The following is a 16,389-nucleotide window of genomic DNA, read 5'->3' as shown; positions in this document are numbered from 1 at the left end:
GCGGTCGCTTGAACCACTTACGAGTCGGTGTGGGTTCGGGAGCCGGCTCCGTCGACCGCGTCGAGTATCGCGATTCGGTGCGAGTACTGCGCTGACGCGTACTGGTGGCTTGTCTGGCTCGAGGATCTCGACGCCCGCGCCGACTTCGTGCGTCGGGTGTCATCGCGGCGCGGGATGCGGCGCCGAACGCAAAGCATCGAGGATCTGTTTGCCGAGCATGGTCACGTCACCGGCACCCATCGTGATGACGATGTCGCCGGGATGAGCCAACGCCGCCACCTGCTTCGGCGCCTGTGACAGATCCGGTTGATAGTGAACAGGTTTCGTGACCGACTGAGCGACCAGCGCACCACTGACGCCCGGCATCGGCTCTTCGCGAGCGCCGTAGACATCGAGAACGACAACCTCGTCGGCCAAGTCCAGCGCCTGCGCGAACTCCTCGGCAAACGCGGCGGTGCGTGAATAGAGATGAGGTTGGAAGACCACGATCACGCGTCCGGCTGCCGAATTGGTCGACGACGAATCGTCCTCCGGTCGAACCAGATCCGCCGCCGCGCCGAGAACGGCACGAACTTCGGTCGGATGGTGGGCGTAGTCGTCGAACACCCGGACACCACGCTCGCGGCCGGTGAACTGGAACCGGCGGTGTACGCCACCGAATCCGGCGAGCCCCTCGACGATCTCCTCCGTCTCGGCGCCGGCGTCACGGGCAGCCAGTAGAGCCGCAAGTGCGTTGAGCGCCATGTGACGACCCGGCACTGCCATCCGCACGGTTCGCGCGGCGCTCTCGCCCGCCAGGTGGAACTGCAGGACTCCCCCGACGTCGTGCGCATGGAAGCCCAGTAGTCGGACTCCGACCTCGACACCGTCGACAGGCTCGAAGGCGGTGCCCGCCTCCACCTCCTGCGCGTCTGCCGATCCGTAACCGAGTACCCGGATGTCCGAACGGCCCGAGGCCACGATTCGCTTCGCGAGATCCGCCGATCCCGGGTCGTCGAGGCAAGCAATCAAGAGCCCACCCGGACGCAACTTGTCGACAAAATCGTCGAACACCTTCACATACGCTTCGACGCTGCCGAAATAGTCGAGGTGATCGGCCTCGATGTTGGTCACGACGATCACGTTGGGGTCGTACTGGAGCAGCGACCCGTCGCTCTCGTCCGCCTCGGCGACAAAGACGTCACCGCTGCCGTGATGGGCATTCGTTCCCGCTTCGTTGAGTTCGCCGCCAACGGCAAACGAAGGGTCGAAACCACAGTGCTGCAGGGCGACCACGAGCATCGAGGTCGTCGACGTCTTGCCGTGTGTACCCGAAACCAGGAACGTGCGATTGCCCTGCATCAGTGATGCAAGGACAGCCGGCCGAAGAATCACCGGGATTCCGCGGCGAGCGGCCTCGACGAGTTCCGGGTTGTCCTTCGGGATAGCCGCGTGCGTCGTGACGACGACGGTCGGACCACCCGGCAGCAGGTCGAGAGCATCGGCGTCGTGGCCGATCCGGACCTGCGCCCCGCGTGCACGAAGCGCCAGGACTCCTCGGCTCTCCTTTGCGTCCGAACCCGAGACAAGGCCCCCGCGGGAAAGCAGAATTCGCGCGATGCCGGACATACCGGCACCGCCGATTCCGACCATGTGTACTCGCTCGAGGTGGGCGGGCAGCGCGGTCATCGGTTTCCCCTTGCGTTTTCCTGGACGGCGTTTTCCTTTGCCGCGATGTCGAGCACGATCCGTGCGATCTCGGTTGCCGCGGTGCGGTGCCCGACGTTGGCAGCACCACTGCTCATCTTGTCGAGGCGCGCGCTGTCGCTCAGCATCGGGACGACGGTACCGGCGACGAACGTCGGCGTGAGCTCGTTGTCGGAGACGATGATCGCACCGCCCGCTGCGACAACGGGTTTCGCGTTGAGTTCCTGCTCACCATTGCCGTGCGGCAACGGAACGTAGACGGCCGGTAGTCCGACCGCCGAGACCTCGGCGACCGTCATCGCGCCCGAACGACAGATCGTCGCGTCGGCTGCGGCATACGCGAGATCCATCCGCGAAAGATAAGGAACAGCCACATACGGTGCCGTCTCCGAGTACTGCGTGACCTCGAGGGAGTTCTTGGGTCCGTGTGCGTGAAGGACCGAGATCCCGGCCTTCGCCAGTTCTTCCGCTGCTCCGGACACCGCGTCGTTGAGCGACTTCGCGCCTTGCGATCCGCCGAAGACGAGCAGAACGGGACCGTCCTGAGGCAGTCCGAAGTACTCGCGAGCTTGCGAGCGGAGTCCCGCTCGATCGAAATTGGCGATCGACGCGCGAACCGGGATGCCAACGATCTCGGCGTCCTGATCGCCGCGGTTCTTCACTCCGGAACCCGGAACAGCGGCAAGCACCCGCGTCGCCAGGCGAGCACCGATCTTGTTCGCGATACCGGCACTGGCGTTCGCCTCGTGGATGACGATCGGAATCTTGCGCCGGCGCCGAAGAACACCACCACGTGCGGCAAGATACGCCGGAAGCGCGACGTAACCACCGAAACCGACGATCACGTCGGCGTCGACGGAATCGAGTACCTCGCGGGTCTTGCGCACCGAGGCGAGGATGCGTGTCGGCAGTTTGACGAGATCCATCGTGGGCTTGCGAGGAAGCGGAACCGGCGGAATGAGCTCGAGCGTGTACCCGCGAGCCGGCACCAAGGTGGTTTCGAGACCACGCGCCGTCCCGAGCGCAGTGATTCTGGTGTCGGGCGCAGCGGCCTTGACCGCGTCCGCGACAGCAAGTGCGGGTTCGATGTGACCAGCCGTGCCTCCCCCTGCCACCACTACCGACAGAGCCGATTTGTTGCCGCTCACCTACGAATTCCTCGCTCTCGAACTTCTCGTGGATCTTGTGCCCTACGTGTCGGCGCCTGCCGACGCTGACCATTCTGCCCTCCCGCGGTGCGCTTCCGTGACCCAGCGGCCGCACCTCGGTTGGAATCCGAGGAAGGGCGAGCACCTTGATCTGCCCGCTTGCGTCGATCGCCCGTCTCGATCGCGCGCCGGCCGTCGCGTCCGCGTGCCGGTTCGATCTGCCGTGCGGGCTTCGGTCGACGGATCGGCCGGCCCCCTGACGGCGGGTGGTACAGCACGGGCTTCGGCAGTCTGAGCAACTTCGAGATCTTGCCGTCCTGCCCGGAGTTCAGAGCGGCAACTGCTTCGGGCTCGTGGCGCGCTGCATTGGCGATGACACCGAACATGAACAATGTGATCGCCAAGGACGAACCGCCGGCGGAGACCAAGGGCAACTGGAGTCCGGTCACCGGCAGCAGTCCGATGACGTAACCGATGTTGATCATTGCCTGGCCGACGATCCAGGTAGTTGCAGTGGCTGACAGGAGCCGCCAGAACGGATCGATGCTGCGGGCTGCGATCCGCAATCCCGTGTAGACGAATACAGCGAACAAACCGATCACCACTGCGCAGCCGACAAATCCCAACTCTTCGCCGATGATCGCGAAGATGAAGTCGTTGTGCGCGTTGGGTAGGTAGTTCCACTTGGCGACGCTCTGACCGAGTCCGCGTCCGAAAAGGCCCCCGTCGGCGAGCGAATACAAAGCCTGCTTGGCCTGATAGTTGTTGCCCTGCAGGTCGTCGCTCTTGTTGAAGAAGGCTTGAACTCGATCGGAACGATAACCGGCCGTCATCGCCAGCACGCCCGCCACGACGACGCCCGTCACCGCGATCGAGCCGAAGAGCTTCAGTGGCAGCCCACCGAACCACAGCAGGGCCCCGACGATGATTCCCAATGCGATGGTCGTACTGAGGTTCGGTTGCGCGACGACCAGCGCGAAGACCAGCATTGCTGCGGGCACGAGCGGAATCAGGATCGACTTCACGGATCGGTCGTCCGGCCGCCGCGAAGCCAACAGATGGGCGCCCCAGATCGCCAACGCGACCTTCATGATTTCCGAGGGCTGCACCGAGAACCCGCCGACGTTGAACCAGCGACGCGCGCCCTGCGCTTCTGTGCCGATTCCCGGAATCAGGACGAGTACCAGCATGATCAGCACGACGACGAACAGCGGAAACGAATACTGCCGGAGCACTCTCGCCGGGATCCGCAGCGCGACGTAGAAGAGCACAGCTCCGAGAATCGCGAAGATCAACTGCTGGGTGAACAACGAATACGCCGAGCCACCGGACACGTACTGCTCGACGCTCGACGCCGACAGAACCATCACGAGCCCCAAGACAGTCAACATCGTGGCAATCGTCACCACCAGGTGGAACGACGCCAACGGCCGCGCCAACCAGGCACCGATTCGGGTCTTGGGACCCTTGGTCATAGCAAGTTCCCGGCTTGGCCAGGCGAATCCGTGAACGGATCGGGTAATGCGGCTACGGCGGCGGCGAAGCTGTCACCACGATGTCCGTAGCTGGCGAACATGTCCAAGGACGCGGCGGCCGGGGCGAGTACAACTGCATCACCGGGGGACGCCAACTCGGCAGCTTCGATTACCACTGCGGCCATGACGGCATCCGCGTCGGCACCCGACGGCAGCCGGATGGTGAGAGTCGAGTTGCTGCTGTTTTCGCTCACCACTGCATCGTCCCCCGACATCACGTGCACCACGGGAACATCGGGTGCGTGTCGCGCGAGCGCGTCCTCGATCACACCAGCGTCACGCCCGAGAAGGACAGCGCCGGAGAGTCGAGGGCCGACTTCGCTCACCAATTGGTCGACGCTGGCCCCCTTGAGCAGACCGCCTGCAACCCAGACGACGCGATCGTGCGCGAGTAACGACGGCCTGGCTGCGTGCGGATTGGTGGCCTTGGAGTCGTCGATGTACACAACGGACCCGACACGGCCGACCAGCGCCCCTCGGTGTGGGCCGACCTTGTGTGCGGCCAGACCGCGTTCGACGACGTCTGCCTCGAATCCGAGTGCCCGCGCCAAGGCGGCGGCGGCCAGCGCGTCCATGACGCCTGCCGGGCCGGCGGGATCTATCGACGCTGCTTCGGCCAAGCGGACGTGATCGCCGAATGCGTTGTCCACGAGGTGTCCCGCTTCGACACCCAGTTCCCCTTCGCCCGGTTCACCCAATCTGAACCCGGTGACAATGTCTGCAGTTGCGCGAGTTCCCAGTTCGGAAGCGATCGCGTCATCGAGGCCGACCACCGCGACCCTTCCGCTCAGCGCCCGCGACTTGGCCTCGGCGTACGCGCTCATTCCGCCGTGCCAGTCGAGGTGATCCTCGGCGACGTTGAGGACCACGCCGGCATCCGGACGCACCGAAGGCGCCCAGTGCAATTGGAAGGACGACAGTTCGACAGCGAGGTACTCCACGCGCGGCGACGTCTCGGCGAGTGCGTCGAGTATCGGCAGCCCGATGTTTCCGCAGGCTCGGCCGACAACTCCAGCGCCGTCGAGAATCGAGGCCAGCATCGACGTCGTCGTGGTCTTTCCGTTCGTCCCCGTCACGACGAGCCATTTACGGGGTGGGCCGAAGTGCCCGCTGTGGTCGACGCGCCAGGAGAACTCGACGTCTCCCCAGATGGGAATCCCGTGACCGGCGGCGGCTGCAAGGATCGGTGCATCCGGCCGAAAGCCCGGACTGGTGACGACGAGCCCGTACTCGGTGATCGAATCCGGAGCATCCTCGATCGAGGTGGTGGTCACCATGTCCGCGCCGAGCTCCGCGCAGCGCTCCGCGAAGTCCAAGGTCGAATCGGCAACCGTCACGACAGCACCGAGGGCGACGAGAGGTTCGATGGTCGCTTGACCGGACACCCGCCCACCGGCGACCAGCACTCGCGTACCGCGGAGCCAGGACAGGTCGTTCTCGGAATCCGCTGAGCTGGTCATGGTTTTCAGCCTCCGAGCGCTGCGAGGTATTCGCTGTAGAAGAGTGCCAATCCGATAGCCGACGCAATAGCCGCCAGCAACCAGAATCTGATGATGACCGTGGTTTCAGCCCACCCGGCGAGTTCGAAGTGGTGATGGAACGGCGCCATTCGGAAGACCCGCCGTCGGCTGGACCGGAACACCGCTACCTGGATCACCACCGACGCGGCCTCCGCGACGAACAGTGCACCGATGACCACCATCAACAGTTCCGTGCTGGTGGTGATCGACAATCCGGCGAGCATGCCGCCGAGGGCAAGAGAACCGGTGTCGCCCATGAAGATCTTGGCGGGTGCGGCATTCCACCAGAGGAAACCGATGCACGCGCCGGCGCCGGCCGCGCAGAGCACCGCGAGATCGAGCGGGTCTCGGACGTCGTAGCAACCCTTACCGGGATTCGTCTCGCACGAGTAGCGGAACTGCCAGAACGTGATGATGACGTAGGCGCCGAGAACGAAACTCATCGCCCCGGCTGCCAATCCGTCGAGGCCGTCGGTCAGGTTGACGGCATTGGACCAGGCGCTGACCAGTAGGTAGCAGAAGGCGATGAAGACCACGGACCCGAGTGAGACGGTGGCGATGTCGCGCACGTACGACAGATGAACACTGCCCGGAGTCAGCCCGTCGTCACCGCGGAACTGAAGGGCCAGGATTCCGAAGGCAATGGCAGCGACGAACTGTCCGACCAGCTTCGCTGTCTTGTTCAGTCCCAGATTGCGCTGCTTGCGGATCTTGATGAAGTCGTCGAGGAAACCGACTCCACCGAGCGCGGTGGTCAGACCGAGAACGAGTAGGCCGGACGCCGATGGCCCCTCCGCGTTGTCCATGCCGAGACCGATGAGGTGTGAGCCGAGATAGCCGGCCCAGATTCCGGTCAGGATCGCGACGCCGCCCATCGTGGGAGTGCCGCGCTTGGCCTGGTGACTGGCTGGACCTTCGGTTCGGATCTCCTGCCCGAAACCTTGTTTCGAGAACGCCTTGATCAGGATCGGCGTGAGCATGATGGAGACCGCCAGCGCGATGCCTGCGGCGAGAAGAATCTGGATCACTGCGAATCCCCGCCGTTCTCGCCGTCGGTGTTCTCGCTGTCGGTGTTGGGCGTTGCAGCCAGTATCGCTTCGGCGACCGTCCACAGTTCAACCGACTTGGACGCCTTCACCAGGACGAGATCGCCCGGTTCGAGTTCCGCTTCGAGAATGGCGATTGCCGCAGCTGCGTCGGGCACGACGACGGATTCGTCACCCCACGACCCCTCCATCACCGCACCTTGATGCATCGCACGCGAGGTGCGGCCCGTTCCGACGACGATCAACTTGCTGACATCGAGTCTGACGGCCAGGCGACCGATCGCGTCGTGCTCGACAACTGATTCCGGTCCGAGCTCACCCATCTCTCCGAGCACAGCCCAGCTACGGCGACCGAAGTGCCGATCCGATCGCGCCATGGACACCAACGCTTTGAGGGCGGCGCGCATGGAATCGGGATTGGCGTTGTAACTGTCGTTGACGACGGTGACGCCGTCGGCGCGCTCGGTGACTTCCATCCGCCTCGCGGACGCTGCCTTCGTGCCCTCGAGGACACGTGCGATGTCTGCAACCGCGAGGCCGTTCTCGAGTGCGACGGCCGCCGCGGCCAGGGCGTTGCTCACGTGGTGTTCGCCGTGAACGGCCAGGCGAATACGTGCAGAACCCTGTGAACAGTTCAGCGTGAAGGAAGCCCGGGCCTGGTCGTCGACAACAACGTCGGTCGCCCGAACGTCGCAGTCTTCCGACTGACCGACGAATACGATCCGGGCCTTGGTTCGACTCGCCATTGCGGCGACCATGCGGTCGTCGGCGTTGAGGACCGCAACTCCACCGTCGGCTGCCGACGGGAGTGCTTCCACCAGTTCACCTTTGGCGACCGCGATCGCTTCACGCGAACCGAACTCACCGAGATGGGCAGTGCCCACATTGAGAACTACGCCGATCTTCGGCGGCGCGATCTTCGTCAGTTCGCCGACATGACCGACCCCACGGGCCGACATCTCGAGAACAAGGAAGCGGGTCTTCTCGTCGGCGCGGAGCACTGTCCACGGCAGACCCAATTCGTTGTTGAACGACCCGGGGGGCGCAACCACCTCGCCGCACTCGCGCAGCAGCGCTGCTATCAGATCCTTGGTCGAGGTCTTGCCGGCAGAACCGGTGACACCGACCAGCGTCAGTCCACCATCGGTCGGTGCGCCGTTAGTTGCCAGTTCGTCGACGACGGCTCGGGCCAGAAGGCCGAGGGCATGCAGGACCGCGGCTCCGGACCCGTCGGTGTCGTGTTCGAGCAGCATCACTGCACTGGGACCGTCGTTCGGCACCGATGGAACGACGATTGCCGGAACTCCGACCGGCCGCGCCGCGAGCACCGCCACAGCGCCCGCTGCCACCGCCGCTTCCGCGTGATCATGACCGTCGACACGCGCTCCGGGTAGGGCGAGGAAGAGCCCACCTGGAGCTACTTTGCGCGAATCGAATTCGACGGTTCCAGTCACCTGCGTCGACGAATCGTCGACGTCGTGCAGGGTTCCTCCGACGATCTCGGCGATCCGAGAGAGCGTCATCGGGATCATTGCTTGCCTCCATGTGCTGTGTTGATCGCGAATCGGCCGATCATTTCGCCCAACACCTCGCGGTCGTCGAACGGGTGTTTGACCCCGTCGATTTCTTGACCTACTTCGTGGCCTTTGCCTGCCACCAGGACGACATCTCCTGGCTGTGCCCACCGGACTGCTTGCTCGATCGCGGCGGCCCGGTCCCCCACTTCGCGAACCTCGCCGCGTTCGGATTCGGGCACGTTCGTGGCGCCTTGCATCACCGAAGCGCGAATCTTCGCCGGATCCTCGGTGCGTGGGTTGTCGTCGGTGACGATCAGCAGGTCTGCGCCTCGCGCACCCGCTTCACCCATGAGTGCCCGTTTGCCGGCGTCGCGATCCCCGCCTGCGCCGACCACCACGGCCACTCGGCCGGGAACCTGGTTGCGCAGCGTGGCGATCACGGCTTCGAGCGCTGCCGGTTTGTGGGCGTAGTCGACCACGGCGAGAAAGCTCTGCCCCCGGTCGATCCGCTGAACTCGCCCCGGGACGTCCACGGTCCCGAGCGCTCGAACAGCCGCGTCCGGGTCGAGTCCCGCAGCAAAGCTGACGGTCAACGCCAGTGCAGCGTTGGCCACGTTGTATCGCCCGGGGAGACGAAGTGAGACTGGCCACGATTGTCCGTCCGGCCCGACCAACTCGAAGGTCTGCGAGCCGTCCTCGGCAACCTCGACTGCGCCGACCGTCCACTCGGCCTCGGCCGTCGAGGTCGAGACCGTGGTCACCGCGTCGCTCTCGTCGGTCGCGGCCAACTCGGCCATCCGTCGACCCCACACGTCGTCGACGCAGACGACCGCGTGCTCGGCTCGCACAGTCGACTCGGGATCGAACAACCGTGCCTTGGCCTGGAAGTACTCCTCGAAGTCCCGGTGGAAATCCAGGTGATCCTGAGAAAGGTTCGTGAAGGCTCCGATGTCGAAGCGGATGCCGTCGACGCGCCCGAGGGCAAGCGCGTGACTGGAAACCTCCATGACGACGGTGTCGATCCCCTGCTCGGCCATCACGGCGAACAGAGCATGCAGTTGCGGAGCCTCCGGCGTGGTCAGAGCGCTGGGCACCCGGCGGCCGTCGATTCGAGTCTCGATGGTCCCGACCAGGCCCGGCTTGCGGCCGGCTCCGGCAATCGCAGCTTCGAGCAAGTACGACGTCGTGGTCTTGCCCGATGTGCCGGTAATACCGACGACTTGCATCTTCTCCGAGGGCCGGCCGTAGATTTCCGCTGAGATCTCACCGAGCACATCCCGCGGGTTCGGATGAACGAGAACTGGGACGGACCGGTCAGGCGCCTTGTCCGCGGCCTCGATCAGTTCGAGGCCGGCCTCGTCGGTCAAGATCGCGGTCGCACCGCGCCCCAGAGCGTCGACGGCGAACTGAGCGCCATGGGTCCGTGCACCGGGCAGAGCGGCGAAGAGGTCATCGGTCACGATTCCCTGCGCACGCAGGTCGACGCCCTTGACGACGACCTCCGAGGACTGTGATCCCGGTTGCCCCACCCATTCGAGGCGAGCCCCGGACAGTTCGGAGAGCGCCGTGATCGCGGTAGCAACCGGTTGTGTCGGACGCGTCCCGGGAGCGCCGTCCGAGTTCGACGATTGCAAACGATTCGGCACTGTCACTCGACTCCTGGCAATTGTCGTTGTTCTATCGCGGTCGTTGTCTATGGCGGTCGTTGTCTATGGCGGTCGCAACGCAAGCAAAGTTCGGCGCACTGCGATGAATGAGGTTACTGCGACGTTTGAGATTACCGTGTCCGGGATTCACCCGAAGACCGTGTCGAAACCGACACACCGCAATCAGTCCGCCTGCAACACCAACTTGCGACCGGGGTCCGGCGACATCGGGACACTGTCACGCTGGAGCATCCACGACGCGATGTTGTGGAACAACGGTGCCGCCGACTGACCGCCGCCGCCGTCCACGCCGCGAACCGGTGCGTCGAGCATGATTCCGATCACGAATCGAGGATTGTCCGCAGGCGCGATTCCCGCGAAGGTGATCCAGTAGTTGGAGTTGGAGTAGCACTTGCACGCGGGATCCACCTGCTGCGCGGTCCCGGTCTTTCCACTGACCTGGTATCCCTCCACACCCGCGGCAACACCGGTTCCTCGTTGGTTGCCGGTGTCTTCCTGAGTGACCGACCGGAACATGTCCCGAACGGTCGCCGCTGTCTGGGCGCTGACCACCTCGACGCCCTCGGGCTGCGGCGTCTCGGTCCGCGTGCCGGAAGAATCGACAGTCGACTTCACGATCCGCGGAGGAATTCGCACGCCGTCGTTGGCAATGGCCTGGTACATCCCGGTCATCTGCAGGGTTGTCATCGAGAGACCCTGCCCGATCGGCAGGTTCGCGAAGGTTCCGCCGGACCACTGGTCGCGACTCGGAACGCTGCCCGCGCTCTCGCCGGGAAGTCCGACGTCGGTGCGTTGTCCGAGGCCGAACCTGTTCAGCATGTCTGCGTAGCGATCCTCGCCCACTCGCTGAGCGAGCATCAAGGTGCCGACGTTCGAGGACTTTCCGAATACACCGGTAGAGGTGTACGGGGCCACACCGTGATCCCACGCGTCCTTGACTGTGGCACCGGACATCGTGATGCTGCCCGGGACCTGCAGAACTTCGTCCGGAGTTGTCTTACCGTCCTCGATGGCCGCTGCTGCGGTGACGATCTTGTTCACCGATCCGGGCTCGAACGGCGTACTGACCGACGGATTGCCCATTTCGGCTGTCGGCGCGTTCTTGTCGATGCCGATTGCGGGGTTGAAGGTGCTGTCGTTGGACATGGCCAACACCTGTCCCGTCTTGGAGTCCATGACCACAACCGAAGCGTTCTTTGCGCCCGACTTGTCCTTGGCGATCTGGACCTGCTGCTGAACGTAGAACTGGAGGTCCGAATCGATGGTCAGCTCGACACCCGAACCGTTGACTGCCGGTTGCTTGTCACGCCAGCTGCCGGGGATCACAGCGCCGTCGGAACCGCGGTCGTACGTTTCGGATCCATCGGTTCCGGCGAGCGTGGAGTCCATCGAATCTTCGAGACCGAGCAAACCGTGCCCGTCCCAGCCGGTCGCGCCGACGAGATTCGCGGCCAGAGAGCCACCGGGGTACTCGCGGATGTCCTGACGCTCGAGGCCGACCTCCCGGAACTTGTCCGAGATCTCGGCAGCAACCGCCGGATCCACGCTGCGCGCGAGGTACGTGAAAGTCTCGTTGCTGTTCATCTTCTGAAGCAGATCTTTTTCCGGAACGGTATCGCCGAGCTTGGCGTGGATTCCGGCGGCGATCTCGGCGAGGCGATCGCTCACTTCCGGCGCCTGCTTGTCACCCTCGGCGCCCTGCTCGATGCTCTTGGCGCGCGCTTCCTCGAGTTCCTTGCGTACCCGCACCGGCTGGAAAGTCAGCGCCTTGGCTTCCATGGTGAAGGCGAGGGGGTTTCCGTTGCGATCGGTTATCGAGCCACGTACAGCCGGATCGACCTGGGTCGTGGTTCGTTGATTGGCAGATTCCGCAGCCAGACTCGGCGCGTCGATTCCCTGAATCCACAAGAGCTGCAATGCCGCAACGGCGAGCGCACCACACATGGTGATACGACCGACTCGCTGACGAAACGGAAATGAGGCGGTGGCCGAGCGGCGCGGACGCCGACCGGGGTTGTTACGGGAGTTCTGACTCACCGACGTTCCTCAGGCGGAGCAGGCACCGCCGTCGTGGTGGCGGGTGCTGTCGTCGTGGGGATCACAGGAACCAATTGTTCACTCTGCGCGAGGTTTCGCGTGTTATTCGGAACGCTCGGCGTGGCTCCGGGAGCAACCGGCGTTGTGGTGCGCGGGGGTGTCGCAGTCGGTGCGGGCACCGATGTGGGCGCATCGAGCGGCGGCATAGCTCCGGCAGTCGCGGGAGTCGGCGTTCCGACGACCTCGACCGAACCGTCCGGATGAACTACCAGTCGTGCAGGGTCCTTGGCGGGGACCATGCCGAGAGCGCTTGCCTGATTTGCCAACTCCGGAGCCGAGTTACGCGACTGGAAGTCACGTTCGAGCGCTGCTTTCTGCTCGACCAAAGACTGGTTGTATGCACGTGCATCACTGAGTTGGTACGAATCCTCGGCAGCGCGAGTGGTCAGCAGCAGAGTCACCGCGAGACCGATGGACAGAAGTCCGATGACGGAGGCGACGAACGGCACTCTCCCCTTGAGCATCGCCCGAGGAGAGATAGACGGGCCGGCAGCAGCGACAGTTCCGGTCCGGCCTGCCGCCCGTGCGGTGCGCTTGTCGTATGCACGTTGCGCTGCACCGGATTTGCCCTGACGACTCATGCCCGCCTCCTGGAAATGCGTTCTGCGGCACGCAAACGCACCGGAGCTGATCGTGGGTTCTCTTCGATTTCCTGCTCTGACGCACGTTCTGCGCCACGGGTGAGAATGCGGAACTCCGGTCCCATACCCGGCAACTCGACCGGTAGTCCTTCAGGACTGGTGGACTTCGAGCGGGGAACCAACTCCGCCTTCACAACTCGATCCTCGAGCGACTGGTAGGACATGACCACCACTCGCCCACCGACTGCCAGTGCGTCGAGCCCGGCAGGAACGGCTGCACGAAGCGAATCCAACTCGGCATTGACTTCGATCCGCAGCGCTTGGAAGGTGCGCTTGGCCGGGTGTCCCCCCGTACGCCGCGTGGCTGCCGGGATTGTTCGGTACAGCAATTCGACCAGAGCTGCACTGGTGGTGAAGGGTTCACGCTCACGCTGCCGAAGGATCTCGGACGCAATCTTTCCCGCGAACCGTTCTTCGCCGTACGTGCTCAGAATGCGAGCAAGGTCGCCGTGACTGTAGGTGTTCAGGACCTCTGCCGCGGTCAGCCCGACCGTCTGATCCATCCGCATGTCGAGAGGAGCGTCGATCGAGTACGCAAAACCTCGGTCGGCTTCGTCCAACTGCATCGACGACACACCCAGATCGAAAAGGATCGCGTGAACCGACTCCGTCGACGGCAGACCTGCCTGTTCGAGCGCGTCCTCGATCCCGTCATACGTGGTGTGCACGAACGTCGTTCGGTCCGCGAATGGCGCCAGACGCTCGGAAGCGATCCGGAGTGCGTTGGTGTCGCGATCGAGACCGATGAGGTGAAGGCCCGGGTACTTGCCCAGGAAGAATTCGGAGTGGCCACCGAGCCCCAACGTCGCATCGATCATGTATGCGCCCGCTCCACCGTCACCGACGGCGGTGATGGCAGGGCCGAGAAGATCGTCGGCGCGGTGCAGAAGTACAGGGACGTGCGCGAAGCCATCGGCATCCGAGGGTTCGTTCACCTCGTGATCCACCATGATTGCTCCGGCTCCTACTTTCATGATTTCCGATGACTTTTCGAAAAGGTGCTGACTTTCCGAGAAGGCGATGACTGTTCGAGAAGGCGAATGCTTCGAGGTCCCTGCCCGAAGGAGAACCTGGCGCTGGGGAAGTGCGTCAGGGTCTTTCCGGGCAGAGGCCTCGCGGCATTCGCCGGGGGCTCTTCGCCTAGACGATCTCGCTGAGAGATTCGCCTGTTGCCTGCGAATAGTCCTCTTCGTTGTCTCCGAGATACCTCTCCCAGGCTGCTAGATCCCAGATCTCGAGGTAATCGACGGAGCCGGTCACTACGCATTCCTTGGACAGGTTTGCGTAACGCCGATGATCAGCCGAGAGGGTGATTCGCCCCTGGGCATCGGCGTGCTGTTCATCTGTGCCGGCGGCCAGGGCACGGACATACGCCCGAGCTGCCGGATCATTGCGTGGAGCTGCCGCTGCCTTTCGAGCAAGCTTGACGAACTCGTCCCGGGGGTAGATGGCGAGGCTGTGATCCTGACTCTTGGTGATCATCAATCCTCCTGCCAGTTCGTCTCGGAACTTTGCCGGCAACGTGAGCCGACCTTTGTCGTCGAGCTTCGGCGTGAAGGTACCGAGGAACACTCGACACCTCCTGCGAGCTTGCGCTGAAACCCTCACTATCGAGCGGATCGTGCTTCAGCTCTCCGCCCGAACCCACAGTACCCCACTTTCCCCCACAAACAAGGAGCAGATGGTCCCTATTCAGCATCATTTGCTGATAAATAGCAGGTCAGCGCAGGTGGGGAGACGTGGGGGAAATTTGTAACCGTGTCCCGGCCCACACCGCCGTCAGATCGACCCTTTACGCCACGATCTGTTGCTCCCCCACACAAAATCGCAGTACAAGCGCGGTTTTCGAATAGACGTGAGCGGGACGAGGTCTGGTCGTGCGTTGCAGTTCGACCAGGGTGGAGGAAAGTGGAGGGCCGAGTGGAGCGAAGTGGAGGAAGCCCGCGGGCATGCCCTGAGGCAGCAGGAGTGGCGAGTGATTCGCTCGCACGTCACTGATTCACTCGATGGATTGCCGGCGCACACGTACAACACCCACAGCAACGGCGTGTGGCGGTCGGCAACCTTGGTTGCCGACCGCCACACGTGTGGTCGTCCGTGCCCTGAAGAGGGCGTCACGTCCGAACTGCATCACTCTCGAAGTACGCCCGAAGAAGGGCGGGAGAGCTAGTCCTGCTCGAACCTGCGTTTGAATCGATCTTCCATCCGCGACGAGAATCCGCCGCCGGACTTCCGGCCGCGTCCCCGCCCGGATCCGCCGGCACTACCCCTACCCGGCGGACCGGAGGGATGATTGCCACCTTCGGAAGCGGAGTCGGCGGCCGGCGCAGACTTACGTCCACCACCCCAGAGGAACAACACCCCTGCGCCGAACATGAACAAGAAACCGAACAGGCTGATGATCGGAAAACCGCCCGGCTTGAGCGGGAGTGCAACCCCCGCGATCAGCAGGACCAGACCCAGCACGAATAGAGCCGCTGCTTGGAACCGCCGTCTACTCGACGGCGCCCGCATACGGCCGCCCCTCACATTGGAGGCGAACTTGGGGTCTTCGGCATAGAGAGCGCTCTCGATCTGATCGAGCATGCGCTGCTCGTGCTCGGAGAGTGGCACGGTACCTCCCCCGGCACTGGAAGTTTGGCAACCACCCCACGGTGTGAGGCGGCGGGTAATCAAGTTGGACGATTACCTGTTTTCATAATACGAGCAGTTTAGGTCTCGGACCACCAACTCCGGGTACGAGTTCCGCCACAAGCGTACGTATTCGTGCCGAAGGGCCCCGATTCGGCTCCATTTGCCTGTGCGGACCAGGAAATTCCCCGGAAACAACTGCCGACACGGACCATTTGTTCACGACGCTCGCAAATGCTCGGACGCGTCCTGACCGATGAAATCTTCGACCGCCGTGAGAAAACGGCCGACCTCGGCGAAGAATGCGTCGGAATCGGAGTCCGTGATCACGATCGACACGCCGGTTTCCACGGCCGCACGCGTAGAGGACCACCCTGCGAAGAACTTCGACCACGCTCCGAACGCGGGCGCTGCGGCGTCCATCAGAACCCACGCGTTTCCGCTTCGCTTGCGCCTCGAGCCGGCACCGGCAGGAGCTGCGGCCAACACTGCCCCGGCACCACGTAGGGCCGCCAGGTAGGCACACCGGAACCGGTCGGCAGGATCGCCCGCCCCAATCGCTTCCTCGAGAAGCGCATCCGCCTTCCGGAGCAGCCCCCACGCCACACCGGACTTTCCCACTCGAGCAGTGCGGTCGCTGGCGTCCCTCGCGCCGAAGGACCGCCTCGCCGACATCGGCAATCGAGAAATTGCGGCATCCGACGGACTCGACAACTCGGCAGGAAGAGTTCGTTGGCACTTCACACGTTCAGGCTTCACACGCTCGGACATCGGGGCACCTCCTGCACCGTGAGGATCCAAGACCAGGTGGGCCGGAGATGCCCGCTTCCCTTCGGGCATCTCCGGATCACCCACATCGAACATCTGTTCGACCTATTCAATATAACTGCACCCACCGACA

14 protein-coding genes are annotated in these 16,389 nt (G+C 63.8%); 1 reads left to right on the top strand and 13 read right to left on the bottom strand.

The annotated features are described in order from the left end of the window. Positions 1 to 159 precede the first annotated feature (159 nt). The 11 genes from murC to mraZ form a co-directional block, all read right to left on the bottom strand. The gene (murC, locus tag G4D79_RS17745) at positions 160 to 1,668 is read right to left on the bottom strand and encodes a UDP-N-acetylmuramate--L-alanine ligase (RefSeq protein WP_030537033.1); all 1,509 of its coding nucleotides are present in this window, start codon (positions 1,666 to 1,668) and stop codon (positions 160 to 162) included. After that, on the bottom strand, positions 1,665 to 2,834 hold the full coding sequence (murG, locus tag G4D79_RS17740; RefSeq protein WP_003941767.1) for an undecaprenyldiphospho-muramoylpentapeptide beta-N-acetylglucosaminyltransferase: 1,170 nt from the start codon (positions 2,832 to 2,834) through the stop codon (positions 1,665 to 1,667). Before murG ends, murC begins: the two co-directional genes overlap by 4 nt. After that, complete coding sequence (gene ftsW, locus G4D79_RS17735; RefSeq protein WP_007730088.1) at positions 2,831 to 4,309, bottom strand: putative lipid II flippase FtsW; 1,479 nt, start codon at positions 4,307 to 4,309, stop codon at positions 2,831 to 2,833. The genes murG and ftsW overlap by 4 nt, the downstream gene beginning before the upstream one ends. Further along, complete coding sequence (gene murD / locus G4D79_RS17730; protein ID WP_099697651.1) at positions 4,306 to 5,829, bottom strand: UDP-N-acetylmuramoyl-L-alanine--D-glutamate ligase; 1,524 nt, start codon at positions 5,827 to 5,829, stop codon at positions 4,306 to 4,308. Before murD ends, ftsW begins: the two co-directional genes overlap by 4 nt. Before the next feature lie 5 nt (positions 5,830 to 5,834). Continuing rightward, complete coding sequence (mraY, locus tag G4D79_RS17725; protein ID WP_003941699.1) at positions 5,835 to 6,917, bottom strand: phospho-N-acetylmuramoyl-pentapeptide-transferase; 1,083 nt, start codon at positions 6,915 to 6,917, stop codon at positions 5,835 to 5,837. After that, positions 6,914 to 8,467 carry a UDP-N-acetylmuramoyl-tripeptide--D-alanyl-D-alanine ligase gene (gene murF / locus G4D79_RS17720; RefSeq protein ID WP_099697650.1) on the bottom strand — a complete coding sequence of 518 codons (1,554 nt, stop codon included), beginning with the start codon at positions 8,465 to 8,467 and terminating at the stop codon, positions 6,914 to 6,916. Before murF ends, mraY begins: the two co-directional genes overlap by 4 nt. Continuing rightward, entirely contained in the window at positions 8,464 to 10,098 is a 1,635-nt protein-coding gene (locus tag G4D79_RS17715; protein ID WP_099697669.1) for a UDP-N-acetylmuramoyl-L-alanyl-D-glutamate--2,6-diaminopimelate ligase, read from the bottom strand. The genes murF and G4D79_RS17715 overlap by 4 nt, the downstream gene beginning before the upstream one ends. Before the next feature lie 183 nt (positions 10,099 to 10,281). Next, positions 10,282 to 12,156: a penicillin-binding protein 2 gene (locus G4D79_RS17710; RefSeq protein ID WP_003941764.1), complete on the bottom strand. Its 1,875-nt coding sequence runs from the start codon at positions 12,154 to 12,156 to the stop codon at positions 10,282 to 10,284. Beyond that, entirely contained in the window at positions 12,153 to 12,797 is a 645-nt protein-coding gene (locus G4D79_RS17705; protein WP_003941715.1) for a hypothetical protein, read from the bottom strand. The genes G4D79_RS17710 and G4D79_RS17705 overlap by 4 nt, the downstream gene beginning before the upstream one ends. Then, positions 12,794 to 13,807 (bottom strand): 16S rRNA (cytosine(1402)-N(4))-methyltransferase RsmH, encoded by a 1,014-nt coding sequence (gene rsmH / locus G4D79_RS17700; protein WP_099697668.1) that lies wholly within the window; start codon positions 13,805 to 13,807, stop codon positions 12,794 to 12,796. The genes G4D79_RS17705 and rsmH overlap by 4 nt, the downstream gene beginning before the upstream one ends. A gap of 190 nt (positions 13,808 to 13,997) precedes the next feature. Then, on the bottom strand, positions 13,998 to 14,429 hold the full coding sequence (gene mraZ / locus G4D79_RS17695) for a division/cell wall cluster transcriptional repressor MraZ (protein WP_003941779.1): 432 nt from the start codon (positions 14,427 to 14,429) through the stop codon (positions 13,998 to 14,000). Positions 14,430 to 14,832: 403 nt separating this feature from the next. Here mraZ and G4D79_RS17690 point away from each other — a divergent pair, with 403 nt between their 5' ends. Then, complete coding sequence (locus G4D79_RS17690) at positions 14,833 to 15,027, top strand: hypothetical protein (RefSeq protein WP_003941749.1); 195 nt, start codon at positions 14,833 to 14,835, stop codon at positions 15,025 to 15,027. Here G4D79_RS17690 and G4D79_RS17685 read toward each other — a convergent pair. Both G4D79_RS17685 and G4D79_RS17680 read right to left on the bottom strand, forming a co-directional pair. Continuing rightward, a complete protein-coding gene (locus G4D79_RS17685; protein WP_003941660.1) occupies positions 15,024 to 15,470 on the bottom strand; it encodes a DUF3040 domain-containing protein in 447 nt (148 codons plus the stop codon). The genes G4D79_RS17690 and G4D79_RS17685 overlap by 4 nt on opposite strands. 237 nt (positions 15,471 to 15,707) lie before the next feature. Then, complete coding sequence (locus G4D79_RS17680; protein WP_232329871.1) at positions 15,708 to 16,259, bottom strand: SAV_6107 family HEPN domain-containing protein; 552 nt, start codon at positions 16,257 to 16,259, stop codon at positions 15,708 to 15,710. Positions 16,260 to 16,389: the final 130 nt, after the last annotated feature.

The organism is Rhodococcus sp. WY5 (assembly GCF_018588185.1).
Classification (GTDB): Bacteria; Actinomycetota; Actinomycetes; order Mycobacteriales; family Mycobacteriaceae; genus Rhodococcus_F; species Rhodococcus_F qingshengii.
Note: the sequence above shows the minus strand (reverse complement) of the source record. Positions and strands in the feature narration are given on the sequence as shown.